Here is a 16,165-nt window from a genome sequence, read left to right on the forward strand (position 1 = left end):
AGGTTATCCAACCACATAAAGAAAAACCTTCCACAAGATAGCTGGAGGGTTATTTGGTATGCCTAAAAACAGTATAGCATATAAAAAAATGAATTTTACAGAGAGATATTGACATCCTATTAGCTGGTTTCGTTAAACAACGGAGACAGCAAAAAAGCTGTCTCCATTTTATGGCATCCGAAAACAGCCTTCCAAAATTACTAGCCTCTTTATAAATGAGGTCCTGCAAGCCTTCACAAGACAGAACCTCATATCTTATCATTAAATAAGCCCGCCACAAGGATGCATGGCTTTGACCTATCCCAAGAATGAGCTGGCACACCTTAAAGGATACGCTTAACTATTTATTATTTTTCCTTTTCAGTTCTAGATAAACTGCCGCCATGTCTGAATCTCCCTCACCGTTTTCCCGGGCTGAAATATATGTATCCTTAGCGGCTTCAGCAAGAGGGAGCTCAACGTCCAACCGGTCTGCCTGCTCTTTGATTAAGCCTAAGTCCTTTGCCATTAATTTCAGCATAAAGGCAGCAGGAAATTCCTCGGTTTCATACATGTCTCTCTTACCTGCGAATAAAGGGGTATTCATCGCTGATTGGGAAATCATCTCCAGAACTTTTCCTCGTTCAAGACCCGCTTTCTCTGCCAATAACAGAGTTTCTCCAACCCCTTGGCCAACAATCCCCAAGAGCAGGTTGATGGAAAGCTTAGCCGCACTTCCTTTGCCATTCTCCCCAAAATGAATGGTTTTTTTGCCTAATAGATCAAAGTATGGCTGGCAGAGATCTTTTGCCTCTTCATCTCCTCCGACCAAAATGACTAATTGGCCAGCTTTCGCAGGACCGACCGAACCTGAAACAGGTGCATCGAGGTAAATGCCTCCTTTTTTGCTGACAAGCTGGGCAAAGATCTGCGAATCCTCTGGTGAAATTGTACTCATATCCACGATAATTTTCCCTGGAGTTATGCCTGCAAGAATCCCATCTTCCTTTGTTAATACATCCTTGACCGCATTTGTATCAGAAAGCATGATGAAGCTGATATCGCATTTCTCGACAATCTCCTTCGCCGTTAATGTCTCTATAGCTCCAACATGAACTAAAGTAGCTGTTTTTTCGATCGTACGATTGTAAACATGCACCCTATGTCCTGCCTTAAGTAAATTCATGGCCATCAATTCCCCCATCTGGCCTGTCCCAATCCATCCTAATGTATGCAAGCAAAACCACTCCTTCTGTCTTTTTATGGATTTATCTTCACATACCATTATAGAGATAATTATCTTCCTATATCAATTTACACGCATATTTCTCGAATCCAGCCAAAACATAATCAGAAAAGGAGATGCCAAAATGCCTAAGTCACTATTTAACCATCTGAAGCTTTCTCCCAATTCCTTATTCATGGGCATTTTGCTCGCCTTTGTCGGAGGCTATCTCGATGCCTATACCTATATCACGAGAGACGGCGTGTTTGCGACGGCTCAAACAGGAAATACGGTCCTCTTTGCGGTCAGGGCAGCAAGCCCAGAATACAGCGGTGCCATCCAGAACGTGCCGCCTTTTCTCGCTTTCATTGCCGGAGTACTAGTAGCTGAATTCATCAAAGATAAGCTCAAACCGCATTATCGAGCCATCCTCATTCTCGAATTCCTGATTTTATTGCTTGTTGGATTCCTCCCGACAAGCATTCCAAATATGATTATCACGATGTCCATCGCGTTTGTCTCCTCACTTCAGATTGCCACTTTTAATAAGCTCGGGGATTGGAGCTATAATTCTACGATTACAACTGGAAATCTGCGTACCGCAGCACAAGCATCCTATGCGGCTTTCTTTAGCCATGACGAGGAATCCATGCGTAAGTTCAAAAGCTTCGCCGCCATCATCCTCTTCTTTATCGGCGGCACCTTGACCGGCACTTTTTTCAGCACCACTCTAGGATACTTTGCCATTTGGATCGCAGCTGGCATCATTCTAGTAACGGTGATTTTATACCATCGAAGCAGTAAATAATTATGAAAAAATAATCTTCCTGCTGGTTTTTTGCATATGGTATTTTCATGCGAATGGTATGATAAGTTCAGTTTCTCTCTTCAACTAAAAAAAGAAGAAACTTCTTTACTGCTAAAGTTTCTTCTTTCTTATGAATCATTTTTAGTTATCTCTAATGTAGCCAACTAGTACAACGGCCATTAATATTTCTGTTTCAACTAAACTGCCTTAGGCTCAGCAATAGTCATAATAAGAATTCATTTTCAGGACCCTCTCCCAATTGGGCAAAAGAATCAATAGCCCTTCCTCCTTATTTCTTGCCTCTGCGTACGACATATAGCAGAAAACTTGATTAAAAGGGTCTTAGCTGGAAACTAGTGCTCGTTTCTTTGGCTTCCCGTTACCCATCTATGCGAGAAAGACCTTTTAACCATTGTTCATCCCACTGAAAGTAAGTTTCATTATTTTCATTTTGATTAAACAGGTCTTTAGGATAAGGCAAGGCAAGCTCCGGCATATTGTCCGGGCTAAAATATTGAAGTTCAGCCGTTTCGCTATCTATTGGTTCAAGTTTACCATGTTGAATGATGCACTCGAACATAAAGATGCTATATTCCACACGATGCCCATTAGGATATTGATATCGGAAATCTTTCCCGCCAAATACACCGAGTAATTTTCGCGGCACCACAAATAATCCTGTCTCCTCCCATACTTCGCGAACAACCGCTTGGGCTGGCGCTTCTCCAGGTTCAATTGCTCCAGCAGGAAGGCTCCACTTCTCTCCGTTACCCTTATTTTGAAATAAAATTTCTCCTAAATCATTTCGTATGATTCCCGCAACACTCGGTATAAAAATTTGTTCACTTCCAACTCTTTCTCGGAGATTTTTATAATAATCCGACATTCCCATATTCTAACCACCTTGAGGATAAAGTTTTGATACATGGCACTCAAACCAGATGTAAATCCTTCCCTAATTCGCAAAATCGATAGTTGTTCCAGCTTTTCCGGCGCTTCCTATAAATCTTTACGCACCCTCTGATCGCCGGAAGCTCGATTACTTGCCGCAGTTCAATTTGTCCTTCCCCATCTCCTTGCGAGTCAGGCATCTGCATAGCCCATACGACAGCTTCTTCCCTAGACTTCACATCAATTAAGATGAACCCGGCAATTAACTCCTTCGTTTCCGAAAAGGGACCATCCGTGACCTATGGCCTTCCGCCTTCACTAATTTCTCATTATACTTAGACATCGCTTCCCTGAGTTCTGGATTTGAAAGATTACCAGCTTCTGAATTTTTCAAGGCTTTGACAATAATCATATAGGCGCATAACACGGGATATATAAGTATTCTATATAGCCAGAGAGCAATCCTTCCTAGACATAATTCATCAGACCTTTATACCAAAAAAGAAGAGAAGCAATTCGTCTGCCTCTCTTCCTTCTTCAATCTCTTTATCCTTTTTAAAAACTGGGTCCAAAAAGCTTTGCATCTTCATGACTATCGTAATCGATATCAATCCTTTAAAGACGCTGATTAGCGAGGTGGCTTCTCAATACTCCGCTCCCTGCGATCATAATATTTTTTTCAGCTCGTTAATTATTCATCCTTTTTAGTAATGGTAAGCATCCTATTGGAGGATTTGTCCTCCTGCACAGTTAATAATTGAGCCTGTGAGCAGCTTTCCATTCTTCATGGCAAACGCCATCGCCTCTGCTACTTCTTCCGCTGTTGCGGCTATATTTGGTGGTGTAGTGGCATGAATTGCCGCACCAATCTCTTGATTCATTGTGACACTCGCATTCTTAGAAATCGTTGTTTTCATATTATTTGGAGCAACCCCTACAGCATAAATTCCTTTATCCTGATAATCTTGGCCGATCGATTTGGTCAATCCTGCCAGAGCATGCTTAGTCGCTGCATAGACGCCGTTATAGGCCGTTGGTTTGAACGAATTGGAGGACACTGTATTGACGATTGTCCCTCCGCCATTCTCCAGCATGACAGGTATGACATATTTTATACCTAAGAATGCTCCCTTTACATTAATGTTCATGATACGATCATATTCCTCTACATCATACTCATGCAAGAGACGAAAAGGAACCATGATTCCAGCATTATTCAGGAATGCATCAATCGTTCCAAATGCCGATTTCGCTTCTTCTACATACTTTTTCACATCTTCTTCATTCGATACATCCGCACGGACAAAAATCGCTTCCGCTCCCAATGCTTTCGCATCCTCGGCTGTTTGTTTTCCTGCTTCCTCATTGAAATCTACCAAAACTAATCGATATCCTTCTCCAGCCAGCTTTAAAGCCGTGGCTCTCCCAAGACCTGTTGCCGCACCTGTAATGACTACTGCTTGATTCACGTTAATCTCTCCCTTCATATGATGCCTTTTCATTCTGTTTGAACCATCTAAAGAGGAAATGTTCTTTACTTAACTAATAGGATTCCCTCTATCCTTACTATACACCTATAAAGGGATAAGCTACCAATGATATCAATATAGCGATCATTGAAGCTTCCATAAGCAGAAAAAAAAGCCCCAGCACATATGCTGAGACCTTTTGTCCTTGCTAAAACTGTCTTTATCTGACACCTTTCATCTTCCGCTGAATCATTGGTGAGATGACAAACATAAGAAGCGCGCATAGAATCGCCAGACCGCCAATCGTTCCGAAATAAAGCATTTCAGTTTCGGCAGAATACAATTTCACAATTTGTGAGTTCAAAGCTTGGGCAACCGCGTTAGACATGAACCAAAGACTCATCGTTTGCGCGGAAAAGGCTGCTGGTGCAAGCTTCGTCGTTGCCGACAAACCAACTGGAGACAAGCAAAGTTCACCTAATGTAACGACGAAATAGCTTAAAATCAGCCAATATGGACTTACGAGAGAATCCGTCCCGCCTAAGAACCCAGGGATAAGCATCACGACGAAGGACAGTCCTGCAAATAATAACCCAACTGCAAATTTCTTTGGTGTAGAAGGCTGTCTATCACCAAGCTTCAACCATAACCAAGCAAACACTGGAGCAAAGATAATGACAAACATAGCCGGCATCGCTTGAAGGACACCCGGTGCAATCTTTTGGCCGAGCAAGGTTAAATTTGTTCTTTCTAAGGCATAAATGTTCAAAAGATTGGCCCCTTGCTCATATATTGCCCAGAATAGGACCGATGCTAAGAACAACGGAATATACGCAAGCAATCTTGACTGTTCATCCCCTGTTGTTTTTGAACTCCTGTACATGGTGACGAAATAAATCACCGGCATAACGACTGCCGTAATCGTCACAAGCAAGATGAAACGGTCAATTGTGAGCCAGTTGATAGTTGCTAAAGCATAGAGAACAGCCCCTGCTATCATCAAAGCAGCTGTGATAGACATAGCATATCTCTTCTTCTCATCCCCTGAAAGCGGGTTTGGAACTTCACTGCCGAGTGTTCCTAAATACTTCTTCCTTGTAATTACATACACAACCAATCCGACAAACATCCCGACTGCTGCTGCAGAGAATCCAGCATGGAAGCTACCAAATTCAAAGCGCAATTTCTCTACCACGAACGGAGCGCTAAAGGCTCCCAAGTTAATCCCCATATAGAAAATGCTGAACCCGGAATCCCGGCGCTGATCATCTTTTGTATAAAGCTCACCGACAATGCTCGAAATGTTCGGCTTAAGCAACCCTGTACCAAGGATGATAAAAATCATGCTGATAAAAAAGGCTTCCACACCGAATGGCAGGGAAAGAACAATGTGGCCAACCATGATTAATATACCGCCATAAAATACGGTTTGGCTTGTCCCTAACAATCGGTCTGCAATCCATCCGCCAATAATTCCGGATAAATACACTAATGAACCATAAATGGCCACAATTGACATGGCGGTAGCCTGATCAAATCCTAAGCCGCCTTTTGTCACCTCTGCATATAAATAGAGAACCAGAATGGCCCTCATGCCATAATAAGAAAATCTCTCCCAAAACTCTGTAAAGAATAACGTAAATAGCCCCCTAGGATGGCCAAAGAAACCTGTGTTTGGAATCCCGGGTACTCCTGGTGTTTTGTTTTGGTTACTCAAAAAATCCCTCTCCTTCTTTCAGTCTTTTAAAAACATTTATCCATTATATTAAAAATTGACAAATAAATCTAAATTAACGCTCGAAACACCAATTTCTGTTAAAAATCAACAAAGAATAATTTCCTTTATGAAGGTATACTACAATAAAAAAGAGGCCATCCATACATTGGATAGACCCTCTTCACACTATTGCTTTTTTTCTAGCTTAACTTTAAGCAAGAATCCTGTTCGATCCTCCTTCATCATTTTCTTCACTTCATCTTCACTTTGAAGATTATAGGTCCGAATCGAAGCACCACTTGACACCCTGTAAGCGCCGATAGTATAAGTTTTCCCTATTTCTAATTTCACCTTCTCATCATCAATGGAAGACCAGCCATAAAAGGCATTCGAATGATCGATCTTTCCCTCTAGTGCAACCCTCATCGAACTTTCGAGAGCATAAGCCACTATCATGGGCGGAGCGTCCTCAGCATCGACGATTCCCATTCCGAGATGTCCCTTCTTCTTGGCCTCCTCACTATAAGTTGTGAAGCTGATTATCTGCTCTGTATCTAGCTTCCCACCCTTATATTGCTCCGCCCAAATAACCAGCTCAGTCTCATCAGCATCCTGCCATGTAACATCAAAATCGAGCACCGACACTAGGCCTAAGTCCGTAAATGCCTGCTGTCGATCCGTATTCTCACTTACCTTAATCACGGTTGACCCCCCGCTCGCTTCTGACACATTACAACCTGAAACCACAGCTGCCAGCAACAATAACAAACTGTAGACACACCAGATTTTCCTCAAATTAATCCCCCTGCCATGATTAAATTCCCTTTCCCTCTGTTAATAATATTCTCTTTTTCGTGTAAAAATTCCTTTATGATCACGGTCATATTTGCAAAACAAAGGACTGCAGATTATCAATCCACAGTCCCATGATGTCTTAAGGAATCATTCCCCTTATAATAAATAAAATCACGATAATCAAAATGGTAATCAAGGCAGCGGCTAAGATATGAAATAGCTTTCCTCTCTCCCGTCCCCCACTTCTTCTTCCTATGAAGAAATAAACGATCAGAAAGATGGCTGCATAAATAATAATATCCATCGTCAATGTCCTCCCTTGTAAGCTTGCGCAATTTCACCAAAGATGCGAATACACCCCTTATACCCTTCTTTTCGGAATAATTGCAGATTTTCATGTAGATTTCAGCGTAGACCATAAAAAAGAGAGCCCTCATCTTATATGAGAACCCCACATAGTAGTCAATTGAACAAAGCCTGCTTTCTAAAGCCCTTAAATATTCGCAGTGCATCCTTTAACAATATATATTCATCAAGAGACTCGGAAATCTGCAGTCTGTCATATAATCGGCCAGCCTGCTCATTTCCTCCCTCCCCTTCCAAAGAGAGAACCAGACCAAGCTCTTCCAAGATTTCTCCAAGAAGAGAGGCATCTGTATTCTCCCTTTGCATTCGCAGGAACATTTCATAAATGGCATGATTCAAACGGCGTTGAGCCGAGAGAAAGTCATCCATTTCCTCAAGCTGCAGCATTTGATTATTTGAAATGATTCGCTCCTCTATTAAAGTAGAAAGAGCAAATAAATCATTGATTGTATGTGCATTATTTCTGTGTTTCAAATAGGTGCCCGCCTCAAATAATAGTTCCTGGGAGACTTGCTTATAGCTTTTCATCAAATCCCTTGTCCCTTTTTCCAGCGTATAGGGAAGAAGATAACGGTTTGCAATCATGCCCATTCCTATGCCAATGAGAACAAGAATAATTCTTCTCATGGTCAAAACTGTCGGATCTCCAATAAGAGCAGCTGTTCCAAGGGCAGATATTGTAACCGTCAATACGACATTCCGATATTTTACCGCAAAGCCATTCAAATAGCCGACCAGCAGCACCAGGAAGGAGCGAATGGTCATGTCGTGAAAAATACTAAATAAGACCAAAAAAATAGCCCCTCCCATCAAGGTCCCAATCACCCGTTCCTTGAAACGAAATTTAGCCGTTTCATAATAAGGCTGTGTCACAGAAAAAATCGTAAATAAAACCCATCGTCCATCCTTGATATTAAAATAATCAACAATAAAAGCTGCTGCTGCAATCGTAATTCCTAAGCGCAGTGCGAAAGTGAACCGAGCTGAATACCGATTAATATCCTTTAGAAACTGATAGGCATTCCGATAACCCTTCGGAATCTCAACTACCTTCTCAACCTTATTCAGTTCAGAGACCTCACTCGTGTGCAGATACATCAGCAATTCACGCAATAGCTTCAACGTGCTGATGAGCTCAACTATGTAAGCAGATTCATGCCCTTTATGGGCCCTTTCAAGCCCAACCAGGGAATCATCAGACATGCTTCTCCCATTATTAACGTAATCCTTCATATGGTTTAACTCAATATTTAGAGCTTCCAAGACTTCTTCTGGGTAGTCACTTGCAGCAGCGCGATTTAACAGCAAATGCAGCTTTTCAAGGCAGACTGAAATCTTCAAGCGAGCTCTTCCCTCATGTGTCAGATAGAAGCCCTTAATTTTCCGAAAATAAATCACCTTCCGCAGCCCATTAATATCCGATTGGATAAGGGAATCCAGCTCCGGAGCAGGCTGTTTATCACGAATTCGGCTGATTTTTTCTTGTAAATGTCCGCATACCTGCAAGAAATACCGGTTGCCCTGTTTGGTCAATTTCCTTTTGTTAAAGATCCATTGAACGAGCATAATGATTAACGCTCCGGCAACGAGCGATGAAAGCCTCAATGGAAAATCACTTAATGGAACAGGAGCTGCCAGGATGAACAAATATTGCAGACCAAACGCAATATGCATTGGCCCTTTTATATTAGACGTAAAAAAGTAACCAACAATAAACATAGCCATAAAGTTTAAAGGCAATCCTATCCAAGGATTAATCCCCGCCAATTGACCAAGTATCCCCTGGGACAAATTAATGGCCAAAAGCAGCATCATGTTCTTCCAAGGAGATACAGTCAGATCCCTCTCCAAATACATAAGCAGAGCCACCACAGTCGTGACTCCAATCAACACATTATACTCTCCGAAAGCAGCCTCGAAGGCTGTCACAAAGAGGATAACAAATATAAAGATGAATGTTTTTGAGATAATTAACTGCTTCATGATTCCCTACCTCAGTAAAATATTTTATTCAAATAATAAATACATATGAAATTATAGCAGCTTGCCTACCAAAAAGGATTCCCTATTTGCCATATAAATATCTAGTCAACTAAAAGACAATTCGGAGAAATATAGTATACCCTCAAGGGACAGTTCATTTTCCTTAGGAAAAGCGTACTGCTGCACAGTCCTATTTGAGTGATACCCAACCACGAAAATAGGATTAAATAACTGAATATTCAAATATATTGACTTATGATTTGAAAAATAATGGCGTTTCAACGCATAATGTGACTGGAAGAACATTTCCAATTTCGACAGAATGGAGCTGATGTAAATGAAGAGGTTGTTTGCAGGCATGATGGCATTGGGTTTCTTGCTGGCTGGTCAAAGCGCTTACGTATTTGCTGAGGATGATCGAAATTGTGGAGACTTTTCTAACAAAGAAGAAGTTATCGCATTCTGGTATGAGAACGGGTATAACGCTGATAATGATCCCCATGACTTAGACCGTGATAATGATGGTTTGCCATGCGAAACGAGCAAGGGTGAATATGATGCGTACGTCGCATCAAGAGAAGACAAAGATGATGGAGCCGGTTCAACCGATTCACAAGGCGGATCTGATTCAGAGGAAAATCAAACCGAAGGAGAAGCATTGCCTGATACAGCTACTGACAATATAGGCATGATGACACTCGGTGCTGCACTAGCTGCTGCAGGCGGCATAATCGCTTTGCGAAAAACCAAATCAAAGGCATAATACTTGTTGCTTTTTATGAGGTGAATCATGGCTAGGAAAATCGCAGGAATACTGATGTTCATTGCCGGCTTATCTATCGTGCTGATGAATTTTAGCAGCTGGCAGGAAAGCCGCGCATCTATAACACCAATAACTGAGCCAGAGCTGCAGAAATATGAATCCCAGCAACCCGCAAGCACCAAGGACAAGAAAGTCGTATCTCGTGAATATCAGTCAGGCGAAAAGGTTGCCACCCTCATTATTCCGAAAATCGAGCAAAAGTTTACGGTTTATTGGGGAACAGACGAGAATACCCTCGGTAAGGGAGTCGGCATGTACTCAAGCCGCCTTACTACTACACCAGGTCTTGGCCACACGGTGCTCAGCGGCCACCGAGACACGGTCTTTGCCGGGCTTGAAAAACTGAAGATCGGCGACAAACTAATCGTAAACTTTGAGGAACAATCATATACGTATATCATCGAAAAAAGCTGGATTACCGATAAGGATGACAGGACAGTCATTGTAGAAAAGAATGAGCCTACCCTTACCCTCACAACCTGTTATCCCTTCACATACATCGGGAATGCTCCTGACCGTTATATTCTGCAAGGAAAGCTCCTCTGAGGAGGAGCTTTCCTTATGTATAAGAGATAGATGGGATTATATCAGCCAGATTTTCCTACTAAGCAGCTGGTCCTTTGGAAAAAACAAACCTTTACAGAATAGATTCTGCAGTTACATTTGAACCGCTGCCATTACAATGTGAAGCTTTCACCCAAAGGATTAGATAAAATATAGTAGGCATTAGAAAAGGCCTTCATCACTAACTGATGAAGACCTTCATTCAAACTTTTACATAAAGGTAATGTTCTTTTGCTCTGGCAGGAAAACGTGCGTCTCGCGAGGCTTGGTTTGAGCAATCACTTTTCCGTTTCGAACAGAGTATAGAACCTCTGCTTGCAGACGAAGGGCATGATAGCCGTCTTCCCCATTCAGCACTATGAAGTTTGCGGGATTTCCTTCCGCAATGCCGTAATTGCTGAGGTTCAATGCTTTAGCACTATTATCCGTCACAAACCTTAAGCTGTTAGCAATATCGCTATAGCCCATTAACTGTGAAGCATGTAAGCCCATATGCAATACTTGCAGCATATTCCCGTTTCCTATCGGATACCAGGGATCCATAATATCGTCATGACCGAAGCAAACATTTAATCCGTTTTGATCAAGCTCTTTTACACGTGTTAAGCCACGGCGTTTTGGATACGTGTCAAAACGACCTTGCAGATGAATATTCACTAGTGGATTCGCCACAAAGTTCAATTCAGCTAGTCTAAGGACACGCATTAATTTATATGTGTAAGCATCATTGTAAGAGCCCATGGCCGTCGTATGACTTGCTGTAACCCGACCTTGATAATCGTTCATAATCGTTTCTCGGGCTACAACTTCCACGTGGCGAGATTGCTCATCATCAATTTCATCACAATGAATGTCAATCGGTTTGTCATATTTCATGGCCAATTTAAAAATCTCCCGAATCGATTGAACGCCATCTTCACGCGTAAATTCAAAGTGAGGTATGCCCCCGACAACATCTGCCCCCATTTTTAATGCTTCCTCTACCAGTTCCAGACCATTCGGATATGAGATTAGACCTTCCTGCGGGAAAGCAACAATCTGTAAATCAAGGAATTCCTTCATTTCTGCTTTTACTTCAAGCAAAGCCTCTAAAGCTACTAAAGAAGGATCCGTTGTGTCAACATGTGTACGGACAGCACCTATACCGTTAGCCATTTGCCAGCTAAGGGCTTTTTTAGCGCGCTCTTTTACATCTTCTTTTGTTAAAGAATCTTTTCTTTCAGACCAGCATTGGATACCTTCAAAAAGAGTTCCGCTTTCATTCCATCGTGGCTGTCCTGCCGTTAAGGTTGTATCAAGATGAATATGCGGTTCTATAAATGGCGCACACACTAGCTTTCCGTTTAAATCGATTGTCTCACAGTCATCAAATCCGCTTGTACCAGATTTAACAATTTTTTTAAATGAACCATCTTCTATCAGTAAATCCCAAAGACCTTCTCTTCCGAAGATCGAAGCATTAGACCACTTTTGCATAAATGACTTCTTCCTCCTCATCCACTTCTGTAACAACGGTTGTTTTCAATAGCGTAACAGAAACTATATAAACAATTCCTGTGATTAATAAAGTGTTTAGTGGCGCGATCCCCGGTAATGTTAACCCCGAGATGACACCAGCAGCCCATGCAATAATGGCTGGAACATGCACTTTAGCAATATTCGCCTTCTCATACTGAATATATCGTCTTTTCTGGATAAAGAAGAAATCCACTATAATAATTGATCCGATAGCTGGCAGAGTGGAGCCTAAGAATGTTAGCCAGCTTGTGAAGTTGTTATAAAGAACGATGGCAAATACCGTTCCAATTGTACCGTTCATCATAACCATGAATACCTTCGGCTTCTTAAACATGGTGGCAAAACCAAGTCCAGATGCGTAAAGTGAGTTATCGTTTGTTGTCCATATGTTTAATCCGAGTACCAATACGGCCGGCAAAAGCAGTCCTTGTGAAATCATGACATCTGAAATATCATTGTGACCTGTTGCAATGACACCAATCGCACCAAATAAGAACATTAATGTATTACCTAAGAAAAAGGCAATGACGGTAGTTGTTACAGCATGCTTTCCTGTTTTGGCATAGCGTGCGAAATCAGGTGTTAACGTACCACCACTGATAAATGAACCGATTGTAATCGTTAAGGCTGCTGCTAATGTTAAGGAAGTATCCGGTTTATAGGCATTAAGTGCATCCATTCCGCCCATATCCGTGATGGCCATTCCAGCACTCGTTGAACCAAATATCGCTATAGCCGGTACAGCAATAAAACTTAATATCGTTAAGGCTTTCATACCAAAATAAGCAGTGGCTGTCATTAAAATCCCTGTAATGATGACAATAGGGACAAGTGGAAGGCCAGTTAATTTAGAAACCGGATATGCAAACATTCCTAGTCCTACGCCGAACCATCCGACCTGTGTTGCTGATAACATGAATGAAGAGATATAAGCTCCTTTTTTACCAAAACTATATTGTGCCAGTAAGTGAGTAGATAAGCCCGTTTGCGCTGCTATATAGCTTAATGCTCCGGTGAACGCTCCTAATAGAAGGTTGCCCAGTAAAATGACACCCATTAGTTGACTAAATGTTAATCCTTCCCCTAATGATCCACCGGCCCACATACTTGCTGAATAGAATGTGAATCCAAGCATAACAACAAGCATTTTGAGGAAGCTGTTGCGATTCGCTTTAGGTACAGATTGAAACGAAAAATCTTTGTCTTTTAATTGCATGTTTGTTTCCTCCCAAGTTATTAGTCTTGGTGAGCAAAAAAAACCACTTGCCTCAACGCGACAAGTGGTAAATGCCAGAAAACACCGCATTTTTACACATTTATAAATTATATGTGTACAAATACAGTTTCCAAGCTATAGATCCGCCCACCTTGTCAGCCTCTCTGGACTGTCTTTAAAGGTTCTCAATTAAATTAAAGTTATAATAACAGATTCCTCTGACTAATACAATAGTATTTTATAGTGGTAAAATAATGCAAATTAATAAGCAAGTAGCCATAATACCTGCTCTTGCTTTGCATTAGCTCATAAGAAATTACTATAATAAAATAGTGACCATTTAGATAATGAATCATATATGTCTATCTTCAGATGCTGCTCTATAGTTGCGAGATTATGAATCTCGCAACTACTTCCCCCTTCTCAAACCTCACTTACGCTCCTTAGTCTGTAAATTTAGCATTAATCATTCTAAGCACATCATTAGTTAAATACCCTCTCTTCTCACGTTATTCCCCTCCAGATATCCCGATATGATGGACACGATTTTGCCTATTCAATCATATTCAGAAAAGAAAAAAAGGCCCCCAGCATAAAATGCTGAGAACCTTGCTTGACAGCTTTGGCATACTGTCTAATGATACCGGTGGTCGGGGTCGAACCGACACTCCGTAAGGAACACGATTTTGAGTCGTGCGCGTCTGCCAATTCCGCCACACCGGCATATTATTAAGTTGAACTTATTGTTCAAAGAATAATCACTTATCCTTATGTCAATATACCGATATTTTTCATCGATGTCAATAACATCTGGCAAGGAATTTCTTGTTAATTAGTGCATTCCATTATAGCAAACAAAATAATACTAATTAATAGACTTGAGCGTGAACTGAATGCTTACACTTTTAAAGAAGCAGATGAGCATAAAATCTAACTGGCACTGAGCTGTATACTCGATCACCTATAGATATTCTTCACCATCATCTTTTGACCCTTTTTAAGTTATGTTCTTTAGTTCCATTATGTATTAAAGTAAATGACGGATCGTCACTTTAATATAGTAGGAAAATAAAAAAGTTCCCAGCAACTAATGCTGAGAACTTTTTTTGACAGCTATGGCATACTGTCAATTGATACCGGTGGTCGGGGTCGAACCGACACTCCTCACGGAACACGATTTTGAGTCGTGCGCGTCTGCCAATTCCGCCACACCGGCATAATAATGGAGGCGGCAACCGGATTCGAACCGGTGGATAAAGGTTTTGCAGACCTTGGCCTTACCACTTGGCTATGCCGCCAATGATTTGAATGTCTGGAGCGGAAGACGGGATTCGAACCCGCGACCCCCACCTTGGCAAGGTGGTGTTCTACCACTGAACTACTTCCGCATTAAAGATGGCTGGGCTAGCAGGATTCGAACCTACGAATGACGGAGTCAAAGTCCGTTGCCTTACCACTTGGCTATAGCCCAAAGCATAAATGGGGCGGCTGATGGGAATCGAACCCACGAATGTCGGAACCACAATCCGATGCGTTAACCACTTCGCCACAACCGCCATATTTTGGCAGGGGCAGTAGGAATTGAACCCACACTGGAGGTTTTGGAGACCTCTGTTCTACCTTTAAACTATGCCCCTATTAGAATGGTGGAGGGGGGCAGATTCGAACTGCCGAACCCGAAGGAGCGGATTTACAGTCCGCCGCGTTTAGCCACTTCGCTACCCCTCCGTTATGAAGAGTGCCGGCAAGAGGACTTGAACCCCCAACCTACTGATTACAAGTCAGTTGCTCTACCAATTGAGCTACACCGGCATGATACGTTAGATTATATCATAGATCATTTAATTGTTTAATTATTAATGGTGGCTCAGGACGGAATCGAACCGCCGACACAAGGATTTTCAGTCCTTTGCTCTACCGACTGAGCTACTGAGCCATCAATATAAATGGCGGTCCGGACGGGACTCGAACCCGCGACCTCCTGCGTGACAGGCAGGCATTCTAACCAACTGAACTACCGGACCACATTAATTGCGGGGACAGGATTTGAACCTGCGACCTTCGGGTTATGAGCCCGACGAGCTACCAGACTGCTCCACCCCGCGCCAATGGGAATGTGATACTAAATTTTTATGGTGGAGGATGACGGGATCGAACCGCCGACCCTCTGCTTGTAAGGCAGATGCTCTCCCAGCTGAGCTAATCCTCCATATAATAAGTGGTGACCCCTACGGGATTCGAACCCGTGTTACCGCCGTGAAAGGGCGGTGTCTTAACCGCTTGACCAAGGGGCCTTTATCAAGTTAATAATGGCGGAGAGCAAGGGATTCGAACCCTTGAGACAGCGTTGACCGTCTACACGATTTCCAATCGTGCTCCTTCGACCTCTCGGACAGCTCTCCATTATGGCTCCGCAGGTAGGATTCGAACCTACGACCGTTCGGTTAACAGCCGAATGCTCTACCACTGAGCTACTGCGGAATAATTGTATATTGCCTGGCGACGTCCTACTCTCACAGGGACGTGAGTCCCAACTACCATCGGCGCTGAAGAGCTTAACTTCCGTGTTCGGAATGGGAACGGGTGTGACCTCTTCGCCATCGCCACCAGACTTCTTCGTCAGCGACATTTATTATTCTAACATCATTTCTGACTTTGGTCAAGAGTTTTTTAAACTTTTTTCACTCTCTCAAAACTGGATAATGTTTGTTCATGCAAAGTGTGCGTTTTGTTCTTGGTTAAGTCCTCGAACGATTAGTATCCGTCAGCTCCATGTGTCACCACACTTCCACCTCGGACCTATCTACCTGA

12 protein-coding genes, 16 tRNA genes, 1 rRNA gene and 1 pseudogene are annotated in these 16,165 nt (G+C 42.3%); 3 read left to right on the forward strand and 27 right to left on the reverse strand.

Annotated elements, in window-relative coordinates:
• Window positions 1–340: 340 nt before the first annotated feature.
• On the reverse strand, window positions 341–1,216 hold the full coding sequence (locus CYL18_RS18275; RefSeq protein WP_236636523.1) for an NAD(P)-dependent oxidoreductase: 876 nt from the start codon (window positions 1,214–1,216) through the stop codon (window positions 341–343).
• A gap of 133 nt (window positions 1,217–1,349) precedes the next feature.
• On the opposite strand from CYL18_RS18275, the gene CYL18_RS18280 reads away from it, so the two are divergent.
• A complete protein-coding gene (locus tag CYL18_RS18280) occupies window positions 1,350–2,012 on the forward strand; it encodes a YoaK family protein (RefSeq protein WP_104850916.1) in 663 nt (220 codons plus the stop codon).
• 379 nt (window positions 2,013–2,391) lie between these two features.
• Here the strand turns inward: CYL18_RS18280 and CYL18_RS18285 are convergent, their stop codons facing one another.
• The 7 genes and pseudogenes from CYL18_RS18285 to CYL18_RS18310 all read right to left on the reverse strand — a co-directional run bounded on the left by CYL18_RS18285 (window position 2,392) and on the right by CYL18_RS18310 (window position 9,233).
• Window positions 2,392–2,904 (reverse strand): NUDIX hydrolase, encoded by a 513-nt coding sequence (locus tag CYL18_RS18285; RefSeq protein WP_104850917.1) that lies wholly within the window; start codon window positions 2,902–2,904, stop codon window positions 2,392–2,394.
• Window positions 2,905–3,043: 139 nt separating this feature from the next.
• Window positions 3,044–3,315: pseudogene (locus CYL18_RS18290) on the reverse strand (YciI family protein); the annotation flags it as partial.
• A 310-nt stretch (window positions 3,316–3,625) separates the two neighbouring features.
• Entirely contained in the window at window positions 3,626–4,372 is a 747-nt protein-coding gene (locus CYL18_RS18295) for an SDR family NAD(P)-dependent oxidoreductase (RefSeq protein ID WP_161497166.1), read from the reverse strand.
• A 220-nt stretch (window positions 4,373–4,592) separates the two neighbouring features.
• Complete coding sequence (locus tag CYL18_RS18300) at window positions 4,593–6,089, reverse strand: peptide MFS transporter (protein ID WP_104850919.1); 1,497 nt, start codon at window positions 6,087–6,089, stop codon at window positions 4,593–4,595.
• Between the two features lie 186 nt (window positions 6,090–6,275).
• Window positions 6,276–6,884 (reverse strand): hypothetical protein, encoded by a 609-nt coding sequence (locus CYL18_RS18305; RefSeq protein ID WP_104850920.1) that lies wholly within the window; start codon window positions 6,882–6,884, stop codon window positions 6,276–6,278.
• 139 nt (window positions 6,885–7,023) lie between these two features.
• On the reverse strand, window positions 7,024–7,188 hold the full coding sequence (locus CYL18_RS19315; protein ID WP_161497167.1) for a hypothetical protein: 165 nt from the start codon (window positions 7,186–7,188) through the stop codon (window positions 7,024–7,026).
• A gap of 158 nt (window positions 7,189–7,346) precedes the next feature.
• Entirely contained in the window at window positions 7,347–9,233 is a 1,887-nt protein-coding gene (locus CYL18_RS18310; protein ID WP_104850921.1) for an FUSC family protein, read from the reverse strand.
• Window positions 9,234–9,570: 337 nt separating this feature from the next.
• On the opposite strand from CYL18_RS18310, the gene CYL18_RS18315 reads away from it, so the two are divergent.
• The gene (locus CYL18_RS18315; RefSeq protein ID WP_104850922.1) at window positions 9,571–9,996 is read left to right on the forward strand and encodes an excalibur calcium-binding domain-containing protein; all 426 of its coding nucleotides are present in this window, start codon (window positions 9,571–9,573) and stop codon (window positions 9,994–9,996) included.
• A 27-nt stretch (window positions 9,997–10,023) separates the two neighbouring features.
• Complete coding sequence (locus CYL18_RS18320) at window positions 10,024–10,602, forward strand: class D sortase (protein WP_104850923.1); 579 nt, start codon at window positions 10,024–10,026, stop codon at window positions 10,600–10,602.
• Between the two features lie 228 nt (window positions 10,603–10,830).
• On the opposite strand, the gene codA is transcribed toward CYL18_RS18320, so the two are convergent.
• The 19 genes from codA to rrf form a co-directional block, all read right to left on the reverse strand.
• Window positions 10,831–12,096, reverse strand: coding sequence for a cytosine deaminase (gene codA / locus CYL18_RS18325; RefSeq protein ID WP_104850924.1), 1,266 nt, complete (start codon window positions 12,094–12,096; stop codon window positions 10,831–10,833).
• Entirely contained in the window at window positions 12,080–13,354 is a 1,275-nt protein-coding gene (codB, locus tag CYL18_RS18330; protein WP_104850925.1) for a cytosine permease, read from the reverse strand. The genes codA and codB overlap by 17 nt, the downstream gene beginning before the upstream one ends.
• Before the next feature lie 641 nt (window positions 13,355–13,995).
• Window positions 13,996–14,077: transfer RNA gene (locus CYL18_RS18335), tRNA-Leu, on the reverse strand.
• Between the two features lie 411 nt (window positions 14,078–14,488).
• Window positions 14,489–14,570 (reverse strand) — tRNA-Leu (locus tag CYL18_RS18340).
• Between the two features lie 7 nt (window positions 14,571–14,577).
• Window positions 14,578–14,652: transfer RNA gene (locus tag CYL18_RS18345), tRNA-Cys, on the reverse strand.
• A 15-nt stretch (window positions 14,653–14,667) separates the two neighbouring features.
• A tRNA-Gly gene (locus CYL18_RS18350) sits at window positions 14,668–14,742 on the reverse strand.
• Between the two features lie 8 nt (window positions 14,743–14,750).
• A tRNA-Gln gene (locus tag CYL18_RS18355) sits at window positions 14,751–14,825 on the reverse strand.
• Window positions 14,826–14,834: 9 nt separating this feature from the next.
• Window positions 14,835–14,910 (reverse strand) — tRNA-His (locus CYL18_RS18360).
• A gap of 7 nt (window positions 14,911–14,917) precedes the next feature.
• Window positions 14,918–14,991: transfer RNA gene (locus tag CYL18_RS18365), tRNA-Trp, on the reverse strand.
• A gap of 7 nt (window positions 14,992–14,998) precedes the next feature.
• Window positions 14,999–15,082: transfer RNA gene (locus CYL18_RS18370), tRNA-Tyr, on the reverse strand.
• 11 nt (window positions 15,083–15,093) lie between these two features.
• A tRNA-Thr gene (locus CYL18_RS18375) sits at window positions 15,094–15,166 on the reverse strand.
• Between the two features lie 48 nt (window positions 15,167–15,214).
• Window positions 15,215–15,290, reverse strand: a tRNA-Phe gene (locus tag CYL18_RS18380).
• Window positions 15,291–15,301: 11 nt separating this feature from the next.
• Window positions 15,302–15,378, reverse strand: a tRNA-Asp gene (locus CYL18_RS18385).
• 7 nt (window positions 15,379–15,385) lie between these two features.
• Window positions 15,386–15,459: transfer RNA gene (locus CYL18_RS18390), tRNA-Met, on the reverse strand.
• A gap of 28 nt (window positions 15,460–15,487) precedes the next feature.
• A tRNA-Val gene (locus tag CYL18_RS18395) sits at window positions 15,488–15,563 on the reverse strand.
• Between the two features lie 10 nt (window positions 15,564–15,573).
• Window positions 15,574–15,648, reverse strand: a tRNA-Glu gene (locus CYL18_RS18400).
• 16 nt (window positions 15,649–15,664) lie between these two features.
• Window positions 15,665–15,756, reverse strand: a tRNA-Ser gene (locus CYL18_RS18405).
• Between the two features lie 4 nt (window positions 15,757–15,760).
• Window positions 15,761–15,835: transfer RNA gene (locus CYL18_RS18410), tRNA-Asn, on the reverse strand.
• A gap of 13 nt (window positions 15,836–15,848) precedes the next feature.
• Window positions 15,849–15,965 (reverse strand): 5S ribosomal RNA (gene rrf, locus CYL18_RS18415).
• Window positions 15,966–16,165: the final 200 nt, after the last annotated feature.

This window comes from Pradoshia eiseniae (assembly GCF_002946355.1).
Lineage (GTDB): Bacteria > Bacillota > Bacilli > Bacillales > Pradoshiaceae > Pradoshia > Pradoshia eiseniae.

Coding starts and splice junctions, on each gene's coding strand:
- CYL18_RS18280 (WP_104850916.1), top strand. CDS start 1,350: ATGCCTAAGTCACTATTTAACCATCTGAAGCTTTCTCCCAATTCCTTA.
- CYL18_RS18285 (WP_104850917.1), bottom strand. CDS start 2,904: ATGGGAATGTCGGATTATTATAAAAATCTCCGAGAAAGAGTTGGAAGT.
- CYL18_RS19315 (WP_161497167.1), bottom strand. CDS start 7,188: ATGGATATTATTATTTATGCAGCCATCTTTCTGATCGTTTATTTCTTC.
- CYL18_RS18310 (WP_104850921.1), bottom strand. CDS start 9,233: ATGAAGCAGTTAATTATCTCAAAAACATTCATCTTTATATTTGTTATC.
- CYL18_RS18315 (WP_104850922.1), top strand. CDS start 9,571: ATGAAGAGGTTGTTTGCAGGCATGATGGCATTGGGTTTCTTGCTGGCT.
- CYL18_RS18320 (WP_104850923.1), top strand. CDS start 10,024: ATGGCTAGGAAAATCGCAGGAATACTGATGTTCATTGCCGGCTTATCT.
- codA (WP_104850924.1), bottom strand. CDS start 12,096: ATGCAAAAGTGGTCTAATGCTTCGATCTTCGGAAGAGAAGGTCTTTGG.
- codB (WP_104850925.1), bottom strand. CDS start 13,354: ATGCAATTAAAAGACAAAGATTTTTCGTTTCAATCTGTACCTAAAGCG.